This is a genomic window from Streptomyces sp. NBC_01508 (genome assembly GCF_045040315.1).
GTDB lineage: Bacteria > Actinomycetota > Actinomycetes > Streptomycetales > Streptomycetaceae > Streptomyces.
Genome location: NZ_CP109419.1, coordinates 5684183 through 5704366 on the forward strand (window position 1 = coordinate 5684183; position 20184 = coordinate 5704366).

Consider the following 20184-nt stretch of genomic DNA (forward strand, 5'->3'; position numbering starts at 1 on the left):
CCCGAGTTACGGCGGGCGCCGAGGGGTCCTGCCCCGGCCCGGCCTTGCGGCCCGTACGCCCTACAGCACGTGCTTCGCCGCGATCGCCTTCGCCGTGTCCGAGTCCGGGCCGGGCTGCGGCACGAAGACCGCCTCACGGTAGTAGCGCAGCTCCGCGATGGACTCGCGGATGTCCGCCAGCGCCCGGTGGTTGCCGCTCTTCTCCGGGCTGTTGAAGTAGGCGCGCGGATACCAGCGGCGGGCCAGCTCCTTGACCGACGAGACGTCCACGATCCGGTAGTGGAGGTAGCCCTCCAGCTCCGGCATGTCCCGCAGCAGGAAGCCGCGGTCGGTGCCGACCGTGTTGCCGCACAGCGGCGCCTTGCCCGGCTCCTTCACATGCTCACGTACGTACGCGAGCACCCGCTCCTCGGCCTCGGCCAGGGTCGTGCCGCCGGCCAGCTCGTCCAGCAGGCCCGAGGCGGTGTGCATCTGCCGCACCACCTCGGGCATGGTCTCCAGCGCCGCGTCCGGGGGACGCACGACGATGTCGACCCCTTCGCCGAGCACGTTCAGCTCCGAGTCGGTGACCAGCGCGGCCACCTCGATGAGTGCGTCCTCCGTCAGCGAGAGCCCGGTCATCTCGCAGTCGATCCACACCATTCGATCGTTCATACGCCTTACCCTACGGTGCGCTCCGCTGGCCGGGCAGGCTCGGGCGGCCCTGACCGGAGGCGAAGGCCTCCGAGTAGGACTTGACCGGCTCCGGCACCGGCGACGAGGCCGTCGCGGAACCGGACGGGGCGGCAGCCGCCGCGGCCCGCCGGGCCTGCGGGGACACCTGTGCCGGTACGACCTGCTCCACCGCCGCCGAGGCGAGCTGGTCCCCGTGCGGACGGCGGGCCCGGTAGGCGGCCCGGTACGCGGCGGGGGACGAGCCCAGCTGACGCCGGAAGTGCCCGCGCAGCGCCACCGGCGAGCGGAAGCCGCAGCGCCCGGCGACCTCGTCCACCGAGTAGTCGGAGGTCTCCAGCAGCCGCTGCGCCTGGAGCACGCGCTGCGTGATCAGCCACTGCAACGGCGCGCTGCCGGTGAGTGAACGGAAGCGGCGGTCGAACGTCCTGCGGCTCATGTAGGCGCGGGCGGCCAGCGTCTCCACGTCGAACTGCTCGTGCAGATGCTCCAGCGCCCAGGCCACGACCTCGGCGAGCGGGTCGGAGCCGATCTCCTCTGGTAAAGATCTGTCGAGGTAGCGCTCCTGACCGCCACTGCGCCGCGGTGGGACGACGAGCCTGCGCGCCAGTGCCCCGGCCGCCTCGGTCCCGTGATCCGTACGCACTATGTGCAGACACAGATCGATTCCGGCCGCCGTGCCCGCGGAGGTGAGCACATCGCCGTCGTCCACGAACAGTTCACGCGGATCGACGTGGACGGACGGATAGCGCTTGGCGAGTGTCGGCGCGTACATCCAGTGCGTGGTCGCCGGGCGGCCGTCGAGCAGGCCGGCCGCGGCGAGTACGAACGCGCCGGTGCACAGTCCGACGATCCTGGCGCCCTCCTCGTGCGCCCGGCGCAGCGCGTCGAGCGCCTCGGGCGGTGGCGGCGAGGTGATCGACCGCCAGGCCGGGACGACGACCGTGCCCGCTCTGCCGATCGCCTCCAGGCCGTACGGCGTGGTGAGTTCGAGCCCGCCGGTGGTGCGCAGCGGACCTTCCTCCCCACCGCACACGAGCAGCCGGTAGCGCGGGACCCCGGCATCCTGGCGGTCGATGCCGAACACGGAGAGCGGGATGGAGCTCTCGAAGATGGGCCCGCCGCTGAACAACAGCACTGCGACCACTTCCCGGCGGCGGCGGCCGGAAAGCTTCCGTGCTGACTCCGGTGCGGCAATGGAGTCCTGGCTCATGGCGCTAAGCCCCCCTCGGTGTTCGCGTCTCCCCGTTCGCGTCGGGTCTTTCGCTCCTGCACGATTCCCCTCGGTTTTGCACGGGACCCCACTCTTCGATACTCATGATCGAATCTACTGTGTCCCGTGGTGCCGGCGTGACAAGTTCGCAATCCAGCACTATGTCGACAAGGCAACGTGGCGCGAAGCATTCGATCACGAAGCGTTCCACTCAAGGGGCCCGCAGGGAAGTACGCCTCACGCGCATGGCCCGTCCCCGTAGGCTCTTCGCGGCTGGAAACGACCTCGCTGCCCTGGTGACAAGGCGGTTGGCAGGCCATTTCGCCAAGGATGGGTCGCAGGGGTGAAGTTGGCTGAAAACTTACGGGTGTGCGGGCCCGGACGTACGAGTCTCCCCGCGCACTTCAGCCAGGTGCCCGTGCGCCCCGACGCGCCCCCTGGGACCGGGAGTTACCCGCCGTACGCCGGTCCGGGCGGCCTGCTCCGAGCGGCGCAGCAGCAGCCGGCAGACCGCCGTCACCGCGACAAGTCCGAGCGCGGATACGGCGGCTCCGCCGACGGACGTACCGAACACGACGAGCGCCACCGGCACAAGCACACAGCTGAACGCGGCCCAGCGAACCACATCGCTCGCGGACTCGGCCGATGTGGTTGACACGGTTGACATGGCCGATGCGGTTGACGCGGCCGGCGCGGAGTCCGGTCCCGAGGGGGAGGCGTGGTGGTGCGGTCGTACGGACACGTGAGCTCCCTGGTGACGGGGGTGACTGTGGTGACCGGAGTGACCGCGTCGACCACGGGGACCCATGATCAACGAGGCGCCCGGCCGTCCGGTCACTTACCACCCCCCAGGTGGCCCGCCCCGCGCCTCCCGGTGCGCGCCCGGGTGCGCGTCCCGGCACGCGTGCCCGTGCCCGGCCCCGTGCCCGTCCCCGTGCCCGTCCCTGTGTACGTGCCATCCGGCGTTGCGATCCCGGACGGGCTCGGGCATGCTCCCCAAGGGCGCCGCATATGCGGCGCCGGTGCCTGGGCAGAAGAGGAGTGTCGCCGTACCCTTACGGGTAAGGGGTTGGGAAGATGATTCCCAGACACAGCACCGTTGCCCCGTCAATTGTTGCTCCTTCACACAAGGATCTCCCTCGCCGAGACATCGATGGCCGGCCACGAAATCCCCGAACCCGCTGACCGCGAGCAGTTGACCGACCCCGCGTCGGACCTGCAAGCGGCGGAAGAGACGCGCCACTCCTGCGATCCCGCCTTCCGGCACGGAGTGGTGGTCGGCTTCGACGGCTCGACCTCCAGCGAGCGCGCGCTCGCGTACGCCATCGGCATGGCCCGCAGACTCGGCTCGGCCCTGATCATCGTGCATGTGGCCAACCGGCTGCCGACCACCGTCTGGGCGGGCTGCGAGCCCCCCGTCTTCGTGGACGTGCCGGACCACCGCACCGAAGTCCTCGGTCTCGAACTGGCCTGCGCCGACTACCTCGCAGAGGTGCCGTGGATCCTCGTCGAGCGCGGCGGCGACATCTGCCACGAACTCGAAGAGGTCGGCCAGGAGTACTCGGCCGACGCGATCGTCGTCGGCTCCACGCACGGCATCGTCGGACGCATCTTCGGCACGGTGGCGGGGCGGCTGGCACGACGGGCCCAACGGCCCGTCGTGGTCATCCCGTAGCCCCCGCCCCGTCCCGCCCCGGCTACTCCACCGTCACGGACTTCGCGAGGTTACGCGGCTTGTCGATGTCCCGGCCCAGCGCCAACGCCGTGTGATAGGCGAGCAGTTGGAGCGGGATCCCCATCAGGATCGGGTCCAGCTCCGTCTCGTTCTTCGGCACCACGATCGTCTGGTCGGCCTTCGGCTGCTCCTGGTGCGCGACCGCCAGGATCCGGCCGCTGCGCGCCTTGATCTCCTCCAGCGCCGCGCGGTTCTTCTCCAGCAGGTCGTCGTCCGGCACGATCGCCACGGTCGGCAGCGCCGGCTCGATGAGCGCGAGCGGTCCGTGCTTCAGCTCGGACGCCGGATACGCCTCGGCGTGGATGTACGAGATCTCCTTGAGCTTCAGCGAGGCCTCAAGTGCCACCGGATAGCCGCGTACCCGGCCGATGAACATCATCGACTTCGCGTCCGCGTACTGCTCCGCCACCTTCTTGATGTCCGCCTCGGACTCAAGGATCTCCTCGATCTGCGCGGGCAGCCTGCGCAGCCCCGCGATGATCCGCTTGCCGTCGGCCACCGACAGGTCGCGGATCCGGCCCAGATGCAGCGCGAGCAGCGCGAAGGACACCACCGTGTTGGTGAAGCACTTCGTGGAGACCACACAGACCTCGGGCCCCGCGTGCACGTACACGCCGCCGTCGGTCTCGCGGGCGATCGCCGAGCCGACGACGTTGACCACGCCGAGCACCCGGGCGCCCTTGCGCTTGAGTTCCTGCACGGCGGCCAGGACGTCGTACGTCTCGCCCGACTGCGACACGGCGATGTAGAGCGTGTCGGGGTCCACGACCGGGTTGCGGTAACGGAATTCGGACGCGGGCTCGGCGTCCGCCGGGATCCGCGCCAGCGACTCGATCAGCCCGGCGCCGATGAGACCCGCGTGGTACGAGGTGCCGCAGCCGAGGATCTTGATGCGCCGCACCCCCCGCGCCTCCCGCGCGTCCAGATTCAGGCCGCCCAGGTGCACGGTCGAGAACCGGTCGTCGATCCGGCCGCGCAGCACCCGGTCCACGGCGTCGGCCTGCTCGGAGATCTCCTTGTGCATGTACGTGTCGTGGCCACCCATGTCGTACGACTCGGCCTCCCACTCCACGGTGGTCGGCGTGGCCGAGGTGCGCGAGCCCTCGGTGGTGTACGTACGGAAGTCGTCGGCCTTGATGGTGGCCATCTCGCCGTCGTCCAGCGTGACGACCTGACGGGTGTGCGAGACCAGCGCGGCGACGTCGGAGGCGACGAACATCTCCTTCTCGCCGATGCCCAGGACGACGGGCGAGCCGTTGCGGGCGACGACGATACGGTCCGCGAAGTCGGCGTGCAGCACGGCGATGCCGTACGTGCCCTCCACCAGCTTCAGCGACTGGCGGACCTTGTCCTCCAGCGTCTCGGCCTGCGAGCGCGCGATGAGATGGGTCAGCACCTCGGTGTCGGTCTCGGAGAGGAACACGACACCGTCCGCCTCCAGCTTCACGCGCAGCTCGGTGGCGTTGTCGATGATGCCGTTGTGGACGAGGGCGACCTTGTTCTCCGGGTCGAGGTGCGGGTGCGCGTTCTCGTCGCTCGGCGCGCCGTGGGTGGCCCAGCGGGTGTGCGCGATACCGGTGGTGCCGGCGAAACGCTTGGGGACGCGGGACTCCAGCTCACGGACGCGGCCCTTGGCCTTGACCATCTTCAGGGCCGCGGGTTTGCCCGCGGTCGCCTTGCCGGTGATGACCAGCCCGGCGGAGTCGTAACCCCGGTACTCCAGCCGCTGCAGGCCCTCAAGCAGCAGTGGAGCGACGTCACGCCTTCCGATGTAACCGACGATCCCGCACATATCAGTCTCTGCCCCTCCGTCGACGCTTGTTCAGTGGTGCTTGTTCAGTGGTGCCGGTGCTCGGCTCAGCCGTAGACGATGCGCCGGAGCTGTCTGAGGGACAGCTCGGGCGGCGCCACCGCGCGGTGCGGCAGTTCGGCCGCGATCCGCTCGAAGATCTCCGCGTTCACGGCGCCGCCGGCCTGTAGCTCGTGGTGCCTGCGCCGGACGAACTCGTCGGTGGTCTCGTCGAAGTACGCCAGGACGTCCAGCACCACCCGGGCCGCCTCGCCGCGCGGGAGCGCGGTGCTGCGGACCAGATGGTCGACGAGGTCGTCGTGGGACGAGGGTGAACGGCGTTCGAGCACCCGTAGATACTGCGGGTGGACGAGGCTCTTTGCAAGAATCCTGCCCGATTCCGGGCAGGAGTGTCCATGATCTCTCTCTGGAGGCCGCCCGGAGGCCGCCCGGAGGCCGCTCGTGAGCCGCTCGGATGCCCCTCGGGGGCGCTGTTCAGAGGCGCTTCAGTACGGCCTGCTTGGCGGTCGTGAACTCCTCCGCCGTCAGGATCCCGGCCTGGTGCAGCTCGCCCAGCTCCCGCAGCCTGCGCAGCAGCGCGTCATGTTCGTCGCCACTCGCGAGGGCGGGGGCGGCGTCGGTGCCCTCGGATGTCTTGGCGAGGAGGGCGGGCGCGGGCGCGGCGGGGGCGGCGTTCGGGTGCGGCAGCCGGCCGACCACGGCGGCGCCGACCAGCGCCATCAGCGGGTCCTTCCGGAAGCCGTACAGCTCCACGGCGTGCGGATCGTGCTTGGGCGCCGGGGAGTTGCCCCTGCCGACCCGGAAGCGCAGGAAGCCGTTCTCCATACCGGCGCTCGGCCGCCACTCCACGGACTCCACATCGCCGAGCGAGAGGGTGGTGGTGCCCCGCGAGGACTTGGACTCCTCGGTCTTCCAGTTCCACTCCAGCCGGATCTCATCGCCGTCGAAGGTGGCCGTCCCGTCACCGGCGCCCATCGTGATCGGCAGGGCGGGGCCGGGCAGCAGATAGCGCTCGGTGGGACCCGCGTCGACCTCGTCGAGCAGCAGGGAGTTGCGCACCTCGTCGACGAAGTACTCGGCGACGCCCGCGCGGTCGTTCTCCACGGTCAGCCGGTACGGGTCGGAGCCGTCGTCCAGCTTGCCCCCGGCGACCCTCGTCAGCGGGTCGGCGCCGTCGCGCAGCCGCAGCCTGAGCCGCCCGGACTTACGGCCCTGCTCGAAGGTGATACCCGCCAACGCCTGGAGCGGGACGGCGACTTCGCCGAGCGACTTGCGCAGCAGGCTCACCCGCTTGTCGTTGCCGGGCACTATGCGCACCGTGTCGCCGTCGAAGGTCCAGGTGCCGTCCGTCTGGATGATTTCCGCCATACGCCGATTCTTCCATCCGGCCCTTTCGCCCATCCCGTCCTTCCGCCGGGCGCCGCTCCGGTCGGCGGCCCTGCTGGTCGGCCCTGCTGGTCGGCCCTGCTGGTCGGCCCCGGTGGTCGGCCCCGGTGGTCGGCTCAGACCGCCGGGTGGGAGACCTTGTGGACGGCGGTGTCGTCGGGGTTCAGCCGGCGCCCGTCGGCGGACAGCACTTCCAGGGCGCGCAGGCGCTGTCCCTGGCGGCGGTCGACCAGTTCCGAGTGTGGTTCGCCGGGGGCGAAGGAGTTCTGCTCGCCCCACTGCCGCAGTGCCACGATGACGGGGAAGAGCGCCTTGCCCTTCGGGGTCAGTACGTATTCGCGGTAGGCGCTGCCGTCCGACGCGGGGACGGATTCGAGGATGCCGCCGGCGACCAGGGTTCGCAGACGCGTGGTGAGGATGTTCTTCGCCACGCCGAGGCTGCGCTGGAACTCCCCGAAGCGCCGGCTTCCGTCGAAGGCGTCCCGCACGATCAGCAGCGACCACCAGTCGCCGATCGCGTCCACCGACCGGGCGACGGGGCAGTCGCTGTCGTCGAAGCGCGTCCTGGTCACCATGGTGTCCCTCACTCCCATATTGGTTGCAACATGCTACCAAGTGCGGCTACCGTCGCTGTGTCATTGGTAGCAAGATGAAACCAGATGGATGAGACAAGACAGGCGGAGGAATGCCGATGCCCGGCAACGACAAAACCGCGAAAGCTGAGGCAACTGCGGCAACTGAGGCAACTGCGGCACGACGGAACCAGGCCCCCCGAAGGGGGGAAGACTCGGGATTCGTCCTGTCCCGTGGCGTCGTCCTCCTGTTCGCCGTCGCCTGCGGGGCCGCGGTGGCCAATGTCTACTTCTCCCAGCCGCTCCTGGTGACCATGGGCCACGACCTCGCCATGAGCCCCGCACTCGTCGGCGGCGTGGTCACCCTCACGCACGCCGGATACGGGCTGGGACTCTTCCTCCTCGTGCCGCTGGGCGACGTGGCCGACCGCAGACGGCTCATCGTGGCCCAACTGCTGCTCCTGGTGGTGGCGCTGGCCGTGGTGACCACCGCCCACACGGCGGCGATCCTGCTCGCGGGCATGGCCGCGACGGGGCTGCTCGCGGTCGTCACCCAGTCACTGGTGGCCTTCGCCGCGTCACTGGCCCATCCCGCCAAGCGCGGCCGGGTCGTCGGTTCGGTCACCGGCGGCGTGGTCATCGGGATCCTGCTCGCCCGTACCGTTTCCGGCCTCATGGCCGATCTCGCGGGCTGGCGTTCCGTGTACCTCGCCTCGGCGTCACTCACCGCTCTGCTCGCTCTGGTCCTGAACCGAGTGCTGCCGCGCCATGGTGGCGCTCCGCCGGCGACCTTGCGCTACGGACAGCTTCTGCGCTCCACGGTCATCCTGTTCGCACGGGAACGAGTGCTGCGGCTCCGGGCCCTGTTCGGTCTGCTGGTCTTCGCCGCCTTCAGCACCCTGTGGAGCAGCGTCGCGCTGCCGCTCAGCGAGGCCCCGTACTTCATGTCCCACAGTGCGATCGGGGCGCTGGGGCTGATCGGTGTCGTCGGCGCCCTGGCCGCGACGGCGGCGGGCCGCCTGAACGACCGCGGATTCTCCCGGCGGACCACCGGCGTCGCCCTGGCCCTGCTCGCCGCCTCGTGGCTGCCCCTGGCCTTCACCCGCAGCTCGCTCTGGGCACTGGCCGCCGGGGTGATCCTTCTCGACCTCGCCGTACAGGCGGTCCATGTCACCAATCAGACCCTGATCTACGCGCTGCACCCGGACGCGGGCAGTCGGCTGATCGGCGGATACATGGTCTTCTACTCGATCGGCAGCGCCACCGGCGCCATCGCCGCAACCTCCCTCTACACGGTGGCCGGCTGGGGCGCCGTATGCGCGCTGGGGGCCGCGTTCAGCTGCCTCGGGCTCGTGCTGTGGGCGTTCACTCGACACACTGCCCCGGACGTCGCCGCGTCGCCCCGTCCGGCCCCGTCCGGAACCGGCGCGGCCGACGAACTCACGGGCTGAAAGAAGGATTTGTGGTGGTCGACGGCCCTCAATAGGGTGCCGCGCATGTCTGTGAATATTCACTTGAAGCTGCGCGTCGACACACTCGAATCCCTCGGAGAGGCGGAGGCGGTGAAGATGGCGCTGGCCGAGGTCTTGCGGAAGCACCGGCTCGGCGATGAGCTAAATCTCCGCAAGTTCCGGGAGCCGATCTCGGTGAAGGCGACAACGGGCAAGTGGCCGATGATCATTACTGGATTCGGCGCGTGGAGTGCCGAGTTCGAGCGCGACGTCACGGCGGCGGTGCGAGGCGTGGCGCCGTCGGCCGCGGTCGATCTGGAGTGGGGGTTCCCGGACAACCCCTGAGCGCGGGCGTGCGGCGCGGGACGGCGGGGCGGGGGGCGGTTGAGTACGCGTACTCACGCCGCCGTCCGCGCCCCCGGCGACCATGGGAGCCACCGCTCGTCACCCAACCCGGAGGCCCCTCATGCTCAGCCGCACAGCCGCCGCACTGGTGCCGTTCTTCGGGCGTCTCACGGTCACGCTGGACGGGGACGCCGAGTTGGCGCCCGGGAGCATCGTCGCCGCGAACCACACGTCGCTCAGCGACCCGGCGATCGTGCTCGCCGCGCTGCGCCGGCTGGGCGTCGAGCCGGTCGTGATGGCGGCGGCGGGACTGTGGCGCGTGCCGCTACTCGGGCGGGCGCTCGCCCGTGACGGGCACGTCCCCGTCCGCCGCGCCGACCCACGGGCCGCCAACTGCCTCGAAGACGCCGCCGCCGCGCTCGCCCGTGGCCGACTCGTCCTCATCTACGGCGAGGGCCGCATACCCGACTTCGAGAGCGATACGGAGACGCCGCCCCACCCGTTCCGCAGCGGCCTCGCCCGCCTCGCCGCCGCCACGGGGGCACCTGTCGTGCCGCTCGGGCAGACCGGAGCCCGGCGCGTCATGTCGGGCAGCGGGCCGGGGCAGTTCGCGCGCCTGGCGAGCGCGCCGCTGCGCCGCCCGGAGCTGCGGGTGCACATCGGCGCCCCGGTGCGGCTGACGGGCGATCCGCGGACCGCGACGGCTCAGGCCCACGGTGCGGTCACCGCGGCATGGCGGAGCGCGGCCGGCCTGGCCGTGACGCCCGCGGCCCCGGCTCGGGTCGCGGCGACCGTCTGACGGCCCGCTTACGGTGCCTTCGCCGCTTCCTCCCGCAACTGTTCCTCGCTCAGGCCGCGCCGCCAGTAGCCGACGAACGTGACGTGCGCGCGGTCGAGTTGGCGTTCCCGTACGAGATGGCGCCGTAGCTCCCGCACCTTCCCCGCCTCGCCCGCGAGCCACGCGTACGGCGCGGTGCCGGGCAACTCGGCGGCGCGTACCGCCTCCAGGGCCGAGGGGGCGTCCTCGTCGCGCGCCAGCCAGTGGACGGTGGCGTCGGCCGCCGTCGGCAGCTCCATACGGTCGGCGGCGTACGGCACGTCGAGCCAGACCCGCGCCTTCGTCCCGGCGGGCAGCCACTCCAAAATCGCGGCGGCCGCGGGCAGGGACGTCTCGTCGGCCCAGATCAGTACGGAGTCGGTGTCGGCCGGGGGCCGGAAGCGGACCCCGGTGTTCTCCGCGACGGCCGGCCCGAGGACGAGCACACGGTCGCCGGGGGCCGCCGCACCCGCCCAGCGGCAGGCCGGCCCGCCGTCGGTGTGCAGGGCGAAGTCGATGTCCAACTCGTCCGGGTCGTGGCGCTGTTCGCGCACCGTGTACGAGCGCATCACGGCCCGTACGTCCTCCGGCAGCGCCCGCCAGGCCGCCCACCAGCCGTCGCCCTCCTCGACGGGGACGACGGGGGCCGACTGCTCCGGCAGGGGCAGGAACAGCGACAGGCTCTGGTCACGTCCGCCGGCGGCGAAGCCGGTGAGGCCGTCGCCGCGCATCGTGTCGCCGCCGAAGGTGACGCGGACCAGCGACGGGCCGAGCCGCCGGGTCCGTAGGACCTGAAGCGCGAAGAAGCGGAACGGGGCGGTGCCGGGCGGCGTGCCGGGCGTCGCGGTCGTCCTGGGAGTCCTGGGAGTCCTTGGCGTCATGGGTCAGGCGACCTTCCTGGCCTTCTCGATGGCCGCGGCGAGGTCTTCCAGGATCGGCGCGCACTTGTCATACGAGTAGATGGGCTCCGTGACGCGCGGGACGATCTGGCCCGCCTTGACGGCGGGCAGCCGCGCCCAGGTCGGCTTCGAGGCCAGGGCCTCGGGCTGGAGGGCGGAGGAGCGGTTGTCCATCATGATGATGTCGGCCGGGTAGTTGTCGACGTTCTCCCAGCTCAACTCCTCGAAGAAACCCTGCGCGTTCACCTTCGGCTCGACGAACTTCACGCCGAGTTCCTGGAGGTAGAGGGTGTCGGCGGACATCTTGGCGAGGGAGACGTAGAACAGATCCTGGCTGGCCGAGCCGATCATCACCGTGATGTCGGGCTTGGACTTCGCGGCGGCCCGCAGCCGGCCCGCCGCCTTCTCGAACCTGGCCTTGGCGTCGGTCACCTTCTTGGCCTTCAGGTCCGCGCCCAGGGACTCGGCGAGGTCCGCGTGGCGCTGGATCGCCTTGGGGACGGTGGTCTCCGCCGCCAGGAGCGCCACGCTGGGGGCCAGTTTGAGGATCTTGTCCTCGGACTGCTCGGGGACGTACCAGAGTTCACCCTCGACCCACTGCGTGGTGACGAGCAGGTCCGGGGCGAGCGCCGCGTACTTCTCGACGTTGAACTCGCCCCAGACATTGCCCAGTATCTCGACCTTGGTGACATCGAGATCGCCCGCCTGGATGTCCGGCTCGCCGCCCTTGGTGGTGGTCGGCCCGAAGACGCCCCTGACCTTGATCCCGTAGTCGTGGAGCGCTGCGGCGGTGCCAGTGAAGGCGACGATGCTCTTCGGGACGCTGTCGGCCTTCGCCGTCTCGCCGCGGTCGTCCTTGAAGGACCAGGGGCCCGCCTTCGCGTCGCCGCCCGCGCCCGTGCTCTTGTCGGAGTCGCCGTTCCCGCAGGCGGCGAGCGCGACGCCGAGTCCGACGGCACCAGTGGCGGTGAGCACACCGCGGCGGCTGAGGGGCGAGTTGAGGGCGCTGGGCATGTGGGTTTCCGCTTTCGTACGAGCCGAAGACCGGCCGGTAGGCCGATCTGGGTAGGTTAGCCTAACCTTGCTTACTATCGCGTACGGGGCGAGTGTCCGAGGTCCGGGGCAGAGTGGAGGCAGTCGTCCCCTCTCGCCACAGGAGTCAGCGATGTCCGTTCGCCGCGTCGTGCCCAACGTCCGCGTACAGCCCGAAGGGCTGGAGCGGAGCCGGGAGTTCTACGGCCTGCTCGGCTTCGAGGAGGTCATGAACCAGGGCTGGATCCTGACCCTCGCCTCTCCGGCCGCCCCCGCCGCCCAGGTCAGCTTCCTTACGGAGGACGCGACGGGGCCGGTCGTCGCCGACATGAGCGTCGAGGTGGACGACGTGGACGCGGCCTACGCCGCCGTACTCGCGAGCGGCGCGGAGATCGTGCACACGCTGCGGGACGAGGAGTGGGGCGTCCGCCGCTTCTTCGTCCGCGACCCCAACGGGCGGGTCGTGAACGTGCTGGGGCACCGCTGACGGGAGGACGCGACGGTTCGTGCGTGAATCTTCCCGCGTGCCGTACTACCGGCGCACCATCTCGGCAAGGGCCGCCAACTCGGCCTCGACGAGGCGCATGATGGTCCTCTCGTACCGCTACGTCCTGGGGGACGCCATGCCTGTGCGATCAACTCGCCACGAGGGACAAAGCTGTGAATAGCTCCGCTGTCGTGATCTCGGGCGTTGCGCTACTGATCAGCCTGTACTCGCTGTTGAGGTCGGTGCGAAATGACCGACGAGATGTTTCCCTGAAGCTGCACGAGTCACTGATCGACCCGAAGCTCCAGTCCGGACGGAAGGTGCTGCATGAAATGCGGGGAGGTGTCGAAAGCCTGACCCCTGAGCAGTACGAGCTGGCGAACAGGGCGCTGGCGACGCTTGATGTCGCCGGGTTCTACTGCAAGAAGAAATACGTGAACGAGGAGGACTTCCTCGATCTCTGGGCCCCCGCACTGGTGACACTGAAACGCGCCGCGGGTCCGTTTCTGGCACATCGCGATTCCCACACGCCAAGTGCTACCCCTGTCTGGCCCCACTATCGCCGCCTGGCCGAGCGGGCCGAGGAACATCTGCGCAGACGCGGGGTGGACATCGACGGCTAGGTCCTGTCCGCCGGACAGGGCCTAGGAGACGTCTTGTTCGCCGGACAGGGCCTGGTCCCGGCCGAAACGTACTGCGGCACGGCACCAGCCCGTCCGGGGGCTTACAGCCCCAACTCCCGCGCGATCAGCATCCGCTGGACCTCGCTCGTGCCCTCGCCGATTTCAAGGATCTTGGAGTCGCGCCACATCCGGGCCACCGGATACTCGTTCATGAAGCCGTAGCCGCCGTGGATCTGGGTGGCCTCGCGGGCGTTGTCCACCGCGACCGTGGAGGAGTAGAGCTTCGCCAGTGCGGCCTCCTTCTTGAACGGTTCGCCGTGGACCAGGCGGGACGCCGCGTCGCGCCAGCCGAGGCGGGCCATGTGGGCCCGCATCTCCATGTCGGCGATCTTGAACTGGATGGCCTGGTTCGCGCCGATCGGGCGGCCGAAGGCGTGGCGCTCCTTCGCGTACTTCACCGACTCGTCCACACAGCCCTGCGCCAGACCCGTCGCCAGCGCGGAGATCGCGATACGGCCCTCGTCCAGGATGCGGAGGAACTGGGCGTACCCCCGGCCTTCCGCGCCGACCAGGTTCGTCAGCGGCACCCGGACGTCGGAGAAGGACAGCTCGCGGGTGTCCGACGCGTTCCAGCCGACCTTCGAGTACGGGGCCGCGACCGTGAAGCCCGGGGTGCCGGACGGGACGATGATCGAGGAGATCTCCGGGCGGCCGTCCTCCTTGCGGCCGGTGACGGCCGTGACCGTGACCAGGGCGGTGATGTCCGTGCCCGAGTTGGTGATGAAGCACTTCGAGCCGTTGATGACCCACTCGTCGCCGTCCCGTACGGCCGTGGTGCGGGTGCCGCCCGCGTCCGAGCCGGCCTCGGGCTCGGTCAGGCCGAAGGCGCCCAGAATCTCGCCGGAGCACAGGCGCGGCAGCCACTCCCGCTTCTGCTCCTCCGTACCGAAGAGGTGCAGCGGCATCGCGCCGAGCGAGACGCCGGCTTCGAGGGTGATGGCCACGGAGGAGTCGACGCGGGCCAGCTCCTCCAGGGCGATGCCGAGCGCCATGTAGTCGCCGCCCATGCCGCCGTACTCCTCCGGGAAGGGCAGGCCGAACAGGCCCATCCGGCCCATCTCGCGCACGATCTCGTACGGGAACTCGTGCCGCTCGTAGAAGTCGCCGATCTTGGGCGCGACGACGTCCCGTGCGAACGCCTCGACGGTACGGCGCAGTTCGTCGTGCTCGGCGGAGAGCCGGTGGTCCAGGGCCATGGCTAGGACTCCTTGTGGGAGAGGGCGCTTACCGCGCGGGAGGGGCTGGGTCGCCCCAACTGTTCGGCCATCCACACGCTGGTGGCGGTGAGGAGGGCGAGATCGACCCCGGTGTGGATACCGAGGCCCTGCAACATCCACAGGAGGTCTTCGGTGGCGAGATTCCCCGTGGCGCTCTTCGCGAACGGGCAGCCCCCGAGGCCGCCCGCCGACGCGTCGACGGTGGTCACCCCGTGCTGGAGCGCGGCGAAGGTGTTGGCGAGCGCCTGGCCGTAGGTGTCGTGGAAGTGCACCCCGACCTTCGAGACGTGCACGCCTTCCTCGATGAGCGTCGCGAGCAGGCTCTGCACATGGCCGGGGGTGGCCACGCCGATCGTGTCGCCGAGGCTCACCTCGTCGCAGCCCATGTCGATGAGGGTCCTGACGATCCGGGCGACCTGGCCGACGGGGACCGGGCCCTCCCACGGGTCGCCGAAGCACATCGACAGATAGCCCCGGACATGGAGCCGTTCGTCGCGGGCGCGGGCGACGACCGGCTCGAACATGGCCAGCGACTCGTCCAGCGACCGGTTCAGATTGGCCTTGGCGAAGGACTCGGTCGCGCTGGCGAAGACGGCCACCTGACGGACGCCGAGGGCCAGCGCCCGGTCGAGACCGCGGTCGTTCGGGACGAGGACGGGCAGCCGTACGCTCCGAAGGTCCCGCACCATCGGGAACAGCCGCTCGGCGTCCGCCAGTTGGGGCACCCACTTGGGGTGGACGAAGCTGGTCGCCTCGATGGTGGTGAGCCCGGCGGCGGCGAGGCGGTGGATGAACTCCGCCTTGATCTCGGTCGGGACGATCGTCGACTCGTTCTGGAGGCCGTCACGAGCGCCCACCTCGTGGATACGGATCCGGGTCGGCAGGCCCTCGTCCATGACGGTCATGGGGAGTGTCATTTCTCCTCCACGGGAGCCGTGGCCGGGGCGACGACCGCCAGCACTTGATCCATGGCGACCGTGGAGCCCGCCGTCACGTCCAGCTCCGTGACCGTGCCGTCGTGCGGGGCCGAGACGACGTGCTCCATCTTCATCGCCTCGACCACCAACAGGCCCTGGCCCGCGACCACTTCGTCCCCGACCGCCACCTTCACGACCGTGACCGTGCCGGGCATCGGGGCCGTGAGCGCGTCCACACCTCCCGCGCCGGCGGCGCCGAGCAGCGCCGCCTCCACCGGATCGTGGTCCTGGACGTGCCAGCTGTCGCCGTCCCTGCCGAGCCAGTCGGCCGCCCGGTGGAAGGTGTGCGTCATCCCGTCCACCGTGACGGTCACCCGGCCGGGCTCCACGTGCGACGGTCCGGTGCCGAGCAGTTGGTGAGTGACGGGTTCATGTCCCGTTACGCGCAGCTGGTGGGTGACGGGCACGGTCATGCCGCCCATCCGCCAGCCGTTCGGTACGGAGAAGGGGTCGGTCCAGCCCGATCCGCCTCCGGAGGCGGGCGCGGGGGCCAGCTCCGACTCCCGTACCGCCGCCGCCGCTTCGTACACCTCGGCCGGCACCTCCGTGGGCACCAGCGTCTCCGCGTCCCGCTCCACCAGGCCCGTGTCCAGCTCGCCCGCCACCACGGCGGGGTGGGCCAGCAGCCTCCGTAGGAAGCCGGCGTTCGTCGGGACGCCCAGCGTCACCGTCCGCGCCAGGGCCGCCCGCAGCTTGCGCAGCGCCGTCGCGCGGTCCGGGGCGTGCACGATCACCTTCGACAGCATCGGGTCGTACAGACTCCCGACCTCCGTGCCCTCGCTCAGGCCCGAGTCGGTGCGCACACCGTCGCCCTGCGGCTCGCGCAGCGACAGCACCCGGCCGCCCGACGGCAGGAAGCCGCGCGCCGGGTCCTCCGCGCAGATCCGGGCCTCGATCGCGTGCCCGGTGAGGGTGATGTCCTCCTGGCTGAACGGCAGCCGCTCACCGGCGGCGACGCGCAGCTGCCACTCGACCAGGTCCAGGCCGGTGACCAGCTCGGTGACGGGGTGCTCCACCTGGAGGCGGGTGTTCATCTCCATGAAGAAGTACGAGGCCGGGTCCTCGCCCGGGACGATGAACTCGACCGTCCCCGCGCCCCGGTAGCCGCACGAGCGCGCGGCCTGCACCGCCGCCTCGCCCATCGCCGCCCGTGTCCTGTCGTCCAGCAGGACGGACGGCGCCTCCTCGATGATCTTCTGGTGGCGGCGCTGCAACGAGCACTCGCGCTCGCCGAGATGGACCACGTTGCCGTGCCCGTCCGCCAGCACCTGGATCTCGATGTGGCGCGGGCGGTCGATCCACCGCTCCACCAGGAGCGTGTCGTCGCCGAAGGACGCGCGGGCCTCGCGCCGGGCCGCCGCGATCTCGTCGCGCAGGGCCGACTCCAGGCGGGTGAGCCGCATGCCCTTGCCGCCGCCGCCCGCCGAGGGCTTCAGCAGCACCGGCATCCCGATCTCCCTGGCGGCGTCGGCCAGTTGGTCATCGGTCAGACCGCTGCCCGAGGAGCCGGGCACCACCGGCACACCGGCCGCCGCCACGGTCTGTTTGGCGCGGATCTTGTCTCCCATCAGGGAGATGGCAGACGCGGTCGGGCCGATGAAGACCAGCCCGGCGTCCGCGCACGCCCGCGCGAACGCCGCGTTCTCCGCGAGGAAGCCGTAGCCGGGGTGGACCGCCTGGGCGCCCGTACGGGCGGCGGCCTCCAGCAGCCGGTCGCTCGCGAGATAGCTCTCCGAGGCGGGCGCCGGGCCGATGCGGACGGCGGTGTCCGCCTCACGTACATGCCGGGCGTCGGCGTCGGCGTCGCTGAAGACGGCGACGGAACGGATGCCGAGCGCGCGCAGCGTGCGGATGACGCGCACCGCGATCTCGCCGCGGTTCGCGACGAGGACCGTGTCGAACATGCCGGTCGTGGAAGGGGTGGTGCCGTGCTGGGTGGTCCTGGTGGTCATCTGTCACTCACATCCGGAAGACGCCGAAGCCGGGGGCGGTGCTGTCCTTCTGGGGAAGCGGCGCGTTGGCGCAGGCCGTCAGCGCCAGACCCACCACCTGACGGGTCTCCAGCGGGTCGATCACCCCGTCGTCCCAGAGCCGCGCCGTCGCGTAGTAGGCGTTGCCCTGCGTCTCGTACTGCGCGCGCACCGGGTCCTTGAACGCCTCTTCCTCCTCGGCCGGCCACTGGTCGCCGCGCCCCTCGATCTGGTCGCGCTTGACCGTCGCCAGCACCGCGGCGGCCTGCTCGCCGCCCATGACCGAGATCTTGGCGTTGGGCCACATCCACAGGAAGCGGGGGGAGTAGGCCCGGCCGCACATCGAGTAGTTCCCCGCGCCGTACGAACCGCCGACCACGACGGTGAGCTTCGGTACGCGCGTGCACGCCACGGCCGTCACCATCTTCGCGCCGTGCTTGGCGATGCCGCCCGCCTCGTACGCCTTGCCGACCATGAACCCCGAGATGTTCTGGAGGAACAGCAGCGGGATGCCCCGCTGGTCGCACAGTTCGATGAAGTGCGCGCCCTTCTGGGCCGATTCGGAGAACAGGATGCCGTTGTTGGCGACGATGCCCACCGGGTGTCCGTGGATCCGCGCGAAGCCGGTCACCAGTGTCGTACCGAACTCGGACTTGAACTCCGCGAACCGCGAGCCGTCCACCAGCCGGGCGATGACCTCCCGCACGTCGTACGGCGTGCGCGAGTCGACCGGCACCGCCCCGTACAGCCCCGCGGGGTCGACCTTCGGCTCCTCGGCCGGCTCGGCCTTCCAGGGAAGCGGGCCGCGCCGGGGGAGGGTCGAGACGATCGTGCGGACGATCCGCAGCGCGTGCGCGTCGTCCTCGGCGAGATGGTCGGTGACCCCCGACGTACGGGAATGGACCTCGCCGCCGCCCAGCTCCTCGGCGGTGACTACCTCGCCGGTGGCCGCCTTCACCAGGGGCGGGCCGCCCAGGAAGATCGTGCCCTGGCCGCGGACGATCACGGCCTCGTCGCTCATCGCGGGCACGTACGCGCCGCCCGCCGTGCAGGAGCCGAGGACGGCCGCGATCTGCGGGATGCCGGCGCCGGACATCCGCGCCTGGTTGTAGAAGATCCGGCCGAAGTGGTCACGGTCGGGGAAGACCTCGTCCTGCATCGGCAGGAACGCGCCGCCCGAATCCACGAGATAGACGCACGGCAGCCTGTTCTCCAGCGCGACCTCCTGGGCGCGCAGATGCTTCTTCACCGTCATCGGGTAATACGTCCCGCCCTTGACCGTGGCGTCATTGGCGACCACGACCACCTCACGGCCGCCGACCCGGCCGATCCCGGCGATCACCCCGGCGGCCGGCGCCTGGCCGCCGTACATGCCCTCCGCCGCCAGCGGGGCCAGCTCCAGGAAGGGAGAGCCCGGGTCCAGCAGGATGTCCACCCGGTCCCGGGGCAGCAGCTTCCCGCGCGCCACATGGCGGGCGCGGGACTTCTCACCGCCGCCGAGCCGGGCGGCGGCGAGCCGGTCGCGCAGTGCGCCGGAGAGCTCCTGATGCGCCGCCTCATTGGCGCGCCAGGCCGCGGACGCCGGGTCCGCGGCGCTCGCCAGCACGGGTGCCTGCTGCATCGGTCGAGCTCCCTTGCTCGGTTAATGAGCGTTAACGTATCCCTCTCAGGTTAACGACCGCTAACCGTCCTGTCTAGAATGGTTCTCCATGAGCACCAGGACCGCGGCACCGACGCGCCGCGAGCAGATCCTCAACGAGGCCGCCAGGCTCTTCGCCGAGCGTGGCTTCCACGGCGTGGGCGTCGATGAGATAGGGGCGGCCGTCGGCATCAGCGGGCCCGGCCTGTACCGACATTTCGCGGGCAAGGACGCGATGCTCGCCGAACTGCTCGTCGGCATCAGCGGCCGGCTCCTCGACGGCGGCAGGAAGCGCGTGGCCGCCACGACCGGCGACCCGGCGGCCGTGCTCGCCTCGCTGATCGACGGCCATATCGACTTCGCCCTGGACGACCGCCCGCTGATCACGCTGCACGACCGCGAACTGGACCGGCTCAGGGACAGCGACCGCAAGCTCGTACGGCAGCTCCAGCGGCAGTACGTGGAGCTGTGGGTCGGCGTCGTCCGCGAGATCCACCGGGACCTTCCCGAGCCGGTCGCCCGGGGCGCCGTGCACGCCGTCTTCGGCCTGCTGAACTCGACGCCCCATCTGAGCCCCAACGGCCGCGGCACCCCCCGGCGCGCGGTGGCGGAAACGCTCCTGCGCCGCTTGGCGCACGGCGCGTTCGCCGCCCTCGGCGAGGAGGACGGCGGGACGTTTCCGTAACGACGCGAGGCGACGCGACGCGATCCGATCCGAGGCAACCCGGCGCGAGGCAACCCGGCGCGACACGTCAGGACGTCAGCGCGGTCAGCTCCTCGGCCAGCGTCCGAACCGGCTGGAACGTCGCGCCGAGCAGCGCCACATGCTTCCAGTGCAGCGTCCCGTCCGGCGCGATCAGGAAGACCGCGCGGCGCACCCCGATCCCGGGCGCGGTGATGCCGAACGTCCGCGCCACCGCCCGGTCGGTGTCGGCGAGCAGCGGCATCCGCAGGCCGTACTTACGGGCGAACGCCTCGTGGCTGTCGACGTCCTGCGGGCTGATGCCCCAGACCTCGGCCCCCAGATCGGTGAACGTCTCCAGACCGGTGGAGTACGCGCACAGCTGCTTGGTGCAGACGCTGGTGTCGTCCCCGGGGTAGAAGGCCAGGACCAGCGGACGGCCACGGCGCTCGTCGAGGCGGTACTCCCTCCGTACGAAGGTGTCGTCCCCGTCGAGCACCCCGCCGGGCAGGGCGAAGCTCTCCACCGGACGGCCGAGACCGGGTGTCGCTGCCACAAGAGGCTCCTTCACTGATATTCGCGTGCACCACCGGTCCA

The 20184-nt window shown here is 70.6% G+C and carries 21 protein-coding genes; 7 read left to right on the forward strand and 14 right to left on the reverse strand.

The annotated features are described in order from the left end of the window. Nucleotides 1-60: 60 nt before the first annotated feature. The 3 genes from orn to OG700_RS26515 form a co-directional block, all read right to left on the reverse strand. Entirely contained in the window at nucleotides 61-654 is a 594-nt protein-coding gene (orn, locus tag OG700_RS26505; protein WP_405617699.1) for an oligoribonuclease, read from the reverse strand. A 10-nt stretch (nucleotides 655-664) separates the two neighbouring features. Continuing rightward, nucleotides 665-1885 (reverse strand): GlxA family transcriptional regulator, encoded by a 1221-nt coding sequence (locus tag OG700_RS26510; RefSeq protein ID WP_405617701.1) that lies wholly within the window; start codon nucleotides 1883-1885, stop codon nucleotides 665-667. Between the two features lie 361 nt (nucleotides 1886-2246). Continuing rightward, on the reverse strand, nucleotides 2247-2552 hold the full coding sequence (locus tag OG700_RS26515) for a hypothetical protein (RefSeq protein WP_405617704.1): 306 nt from the start codon (nucleotides 2550-2552) through the stop codon (nucleotides 2247-2249). A gap of 486 nt (nucleotides 2553-3038) precedes the next feature. Here OG700_RS26515 and OG700_RS26520 point away from each other — a divergent pair, with 486 nt between their 5' ends. Continuing rightward, nucleotides 3039-3560, forward strand: coding sequence for a universal stress protein (locus OG700_RS26520; RefSeq protein WP_356590306.1), 522 nt, complete (start codon nucleotides 3039-3041; stop codon nucleotides 3558-3560). A gap of 22 nt (nucleotides 3561-3582) precedes the next feature. Here OG700_RS26520 and glmS read toward each other — a convergent pair whose 3' ends face one another. The 4 genes from glmS to OG700_RS26540 form a co-directional block, all read right to left on the reverse strand. After that, entirely contained in the window at nucleotides 3583-5412 is a 1830-nt protein-coding gene (gene glmS, locus OG700_RS26525) for a glutamine--fructose-6-phosphate transaminase (isomerizing) (RefSeq protein ID WP_405617708.1), read from the reverse strand. A gap of 65 nt (nucleotides 5413-5477) precedes the next feature. Continuing rightward, nucleotides 5478-5759 (reverse strand): hypothetical protein, encoded by a 282-nt coding sequence (locus OG700_RS26530; protein ID WP_405617710.1) that lies wholly within the window; start codon nucleotides 5757-5759, stop codon nucleotides 5478-5480. A gap of 145 nt (nucleotides 5760-5904) precedes the next feature. Next, complete coding sequence (locus tag OG700_RS26535) at nucleotides 5905-6798, reverse strand: DUF4429 domain-containing protein (protein ID WP_405617712.1); 894 nt, start codon at nucleotides 6796-6798, stop codon at nucleotides 5905-5907. 134 nt (nucleotides 6799-6932) lie between these two features. Then, nucleotides 6933-7391: a winged helix-turn-helix transcriptional regulator gene (locus OG700_RS26540; RefSeq protein WP_405617715.1), complete on the reverse strand. Its 459-nt coding sequence runs from the start codon at nucleotides 7389-7391 to the stop codon at nucleotides 6933-6935. 110 nt (nucleotides 7392-7501) lie between these two features. Here OG700_RS26540 and OG700_RS26545 point away from each other — a divergent pair, with 110 nt between their 5' ends. The 3 genes from OG700_RS26545 to OG700_RS26555 all read left to right on the forward strand — a co-directional run bounded on the left by OG700_RS26545 (nucleotide 7502) and on the right by OG700_RS26555 (nucleotide 9983). Further along, nucleotides 7502-8839, forward strand: coding sequence for an MFS transporter (locus OG700_RS26545; protein WP_405617716.1), 1338 nt, complete (start codon nucleotides 7502-7504; stop codon nucleotides 8837-8839). A gap of 45 nt (nucleotides 8840-8884) precedes the next feature. Further along, complete coding sequence (locus tag OG700_RS26550) at nucleotides 8885-9184, forward strand: hypothetical protein (RefSeq protein ID WP_405617719.1); 300 nt, start codon at nucleotides 8885-8887, stop codon at nucleotides 9182-9184. 121 nt (nucleotides 9185-9305) lie between these two features. Then, nucleotides 9306-9983, forward strand: coding sequence for a lysophospholipid acyltransferase family protein (locus OG700_RS26555; protein ID WP_405617721.1), 678 nt, complete (start codon nucleotides 9306-9308; stop codon nucleotides 9981-9983). 8 nt (nucleotides 9984-9991) lie between these two features. Here OG700_RS26555 and OG700_RS26560 read toward each other — a convergent pair whose 3' ends face one another. Continuing rightward, a complete protein-coding gene (locus OG700_RS26560) occupies nucleotides 9992-10882 on the reverse strand; it encodes a siderophore-interacting protein (RefSeq protein WP_405617723.1) in 891 nt (296 codons plus the stop codon). Between the two features lie 3 nt (nucleotides 10883-10885). Next, a complete protein-coding gene (locus OG700_RS26565) occupies nucleotides 10886-11914 on the reverse strand; it encodes an ABC transporter substrate-binding protein (RefSeq protein ID WP_405617725.1) in 1029 nt (342 codons plus the stop codon). A gap of 151 nt (nucleotides 11915-12065) precedes the next feature. On the opposite strand from OG700_RS26565, the gene OG700_RS26570 reads away from it, so the two are divergent. Together OG700_RS26570 and OG700_RS26575 are read left to right on the forward strand one after the other, a co-directional pair. Then, complete coding sequence (locus tag OG700_RS26570; protein ID WP_405617728.1) at nucleotides 12066-12419, forward strand: VOC family protein; 354 nt, start codon at nucleotides 12066-12068, stop codon at nucleotides 12417-12419. A 173-nt stretch (nucleotides 12420-12592) separates the two neighbouring features. Next, the gene (locus OG700_RS26575) at nucleotides 12593-13042 is read left to right on the forward strand and encodes a hypothetical protein (RefSeq protein ID WP_405617730.1); all 450 of its coding nucleotides are present in this window, start codon (nucleotides 12593-12595) and stop codon (nucleotides 13040-13042) included. A gap of 101 nt (nucleotides 13043-13143) precedes the next feature. On the opposite strand, the gene OG700_RS26580 is transcribed toward OG700_RS26575, so the two are convergent. From OG700_RS26580 to OG700_RS26595, 4 genes are read right to left on the reverse strand one after another with little or no spacing between them, the layout of a single operon-like run. Next, entirely contained in the window at nucleotides 13144-14298 is a 1155-nt protein-coding gene (locus OG700_RS26580) for an acyl-CoA dehydrogenase family protein (RefSeq protein ID WP_405617732.1), read from the reverse strand. A gap of 2 nt (nucleotides 14299-14300) precedes the next feature. Continuing rightward, entirely contained in the window at nucleotides 14301-15236 is a 936-nt protein-coding gene (locus OG700_RS26585; RefSeq protein ID WP_405617734.1) for a hydroxymethylglutaryl-CoA lyase, read from the reverse strand. After that, nucleotides 15233-17200 carry a biotin carboxylase N-terminal domain-containing protein gene (locus OG700_RS26590; protein WP_405621991.1) on the reverse strand — a complete coding sequence of 656 codons (1968 nt, stop codon included), beginning with the start codon at nucleotides 17198-17200 and terminating at the stop codon, nucleotides 15233-15235. Before OG700_RS26590 ends, OG700_RS26585 begins: the two co-directional genes overlap by 4 nt. A gap of 55 nt (nucleotides 17201-17255) precedes the next feature. Further along, a complete protein-coding gene (locus tag OG700_RS26595; protein WP_405617736.1) occupies nucleotides 17256-18887 on the reverse strand; it encodes a carboxyl transferase domain-containing protein in 1632 nt (543 codons plus the stop codon). Nucleotides 18888-18975: 88 nt separating this feature from the next. Between OG700_RS26595 and OG700_RS26600 the strand changes: the two genes are divergently transcribed. Then, nucleotides 18976-19590: a TetR/AcrR family transcriptional regulator gene (locus OG700_RS26600; protein WP_405617738.1), complete on the forward strand. Its 615-nt coding sequence runs from the start codon at nucleotides 18976-18978 to the stop codon at nucleotides 19588-19590. A 67-nt stretch (nucleotides 19591-19657) separates the two neighbouring features. Here OG700_RS26600 and OG700_RS26605 read toward each other — a convergent pair whose 3' ends face one another. Then, nucleotides 19658-20143, reverse strand: a complete 486-nt coding sequence (locus tag OG700_RS26605; RefSeq protein WP_405617740.1) for a peroxiredoxin — start codon at nucleotides 20141-20143, stop codon at nucleotides 19658-19660. Between the last annotated feature and the right edge of the window lie 41 nt (nucleotides 20144-20184).

Excerpts from the sequence above, each read along its gene's own strand:
- OG700_RS26535 (WP_405617712.1), bottom strand. The coding sequence starts at position 6,798 with ATGGCGGAAATCATCCAGACGGACGGCACCTGGACCTTCGACGGCGAC.
- OG700_RS26540 (WP_405617715.1), bottom strand. The coding sequence starts at position 7,391 with ATGGTGACCAGGACGCGCTTCGACGACAGCGACTGCCCCGTCGCCCGG.
- OG700_RS26565 (WP_405617725.1), bottom strand. The coding sequence starts at position 11,914 with ATGCCCAGCGCCCTCAACTCGCCCCTCAGCCGCCGCGGTGTGCTCACC.
- OG700_RS26590 (WP_405621991.1), bottom strand. The coding sequence starts at position 17,200 with ATGTTCGACACGGTCCTCGTCGCGAACCGCGGCGAGATCGCGGTGCGC.
- OG700_RS26555 (WP_405617721.1), top strand. The coding sequence starts at position 9,306 with ATGCTCAGCCGCACAGCCGCCGCACTGGTGCCGTTCTTCGGGCGTCTC.
- OG700_RS26560 (WP_405617723.1), bottom strand. The coding sequence starts at position 10,882 with ATGACGCCAAGGACTCCCAGGACTCCCAGGACGACCGCGACGCCCGGC.
- glmS (WP_405617708.1), bottom strand. The coding sequence starts at position 5,412 with ATGTGCGGGATCGTCGGTTACATCGGAAGGCGTGACGTCGCTCCACTG.
- OG700_RS26570 (WP_405617728.1), top strand. The coding sequence starts at position 12,066 with ATGTCCGTTCGCCGCGTCGTGCCCAACGTCCGCGTACAGCCCGAAGGG.
- OG700_RS26520 (WP_356590306.1), top strand. The coding sequence starts at position 3,039 with ATGGCCGGCCACGAAATCCCCGAACCCGCTGACCGCGAGCAGTTGACC.
- OG700_RS26545 (WP_405617716.1), top strand. The coding sequence starts at position 7,502 with ATGCCGATGCCCGGCAACGACAAAACCGCGAAAGCTGAGGCAACTGCG.
- orn (WP_405617699.1), bottom strand. The coding sequence starts at position 654 with ATGAACGATCGAATGGTGTGGATCGACTGCGAGATGACCGGGCTCTCG.
- OG700_RS26580 (WP_405617732.1), bottom strand. The coding sequence starts at position 14,298 with ATGGCCCTGGACCACCGGCTCTCCGCCGAGCACGACGAACTGCGCCGT.
- OG700_RS26595 (WP_405617736.1), bottom strand. The coding sequence starts at position 18,887 with ATGCAGCAGGCACCCGTGCTGGCGAGCGCCGCGGACCCGGCGTCCGCG.
- OG700_RS26515 (WP_405617704.1), bottom strand. The coding sequence starts at position 2,552 with ATGTCAACCGTGTCAACCACATCGGCCGAGTCCGCGAGCGATGTGGTT.
- OG700_RS26510 (WP_405617701.1), bottom strand. The coding sequence starts at position 1,885 with ATGAGCCAGGACTCCATTGCCGCACCGGAGTCAGCACGGAAGCTTTCC.
- OG700_RS26600 (WP_405617738.1), top strand. The coding sequence starts at position 18,976 with ATGAGCACCAGGACCGCGGCACCGACGCGCCGCGAGCAGATCCTCAAC.
- OG700_RS26550 (WP_405617719.1), top strand. The coding sequence starts at position 8,885 with ATGTCTGTGAATATTCACTTGAAGCTGCGCGTCGACACACTCGAATCC.
- OG700_RS26585 (WP_405617734.1), bottom strand. The coding sequence starts at position 15,236 with ATGACACTCCCCATGACCGTCATGGACGAGGGCCTGCCGACCCGGATC.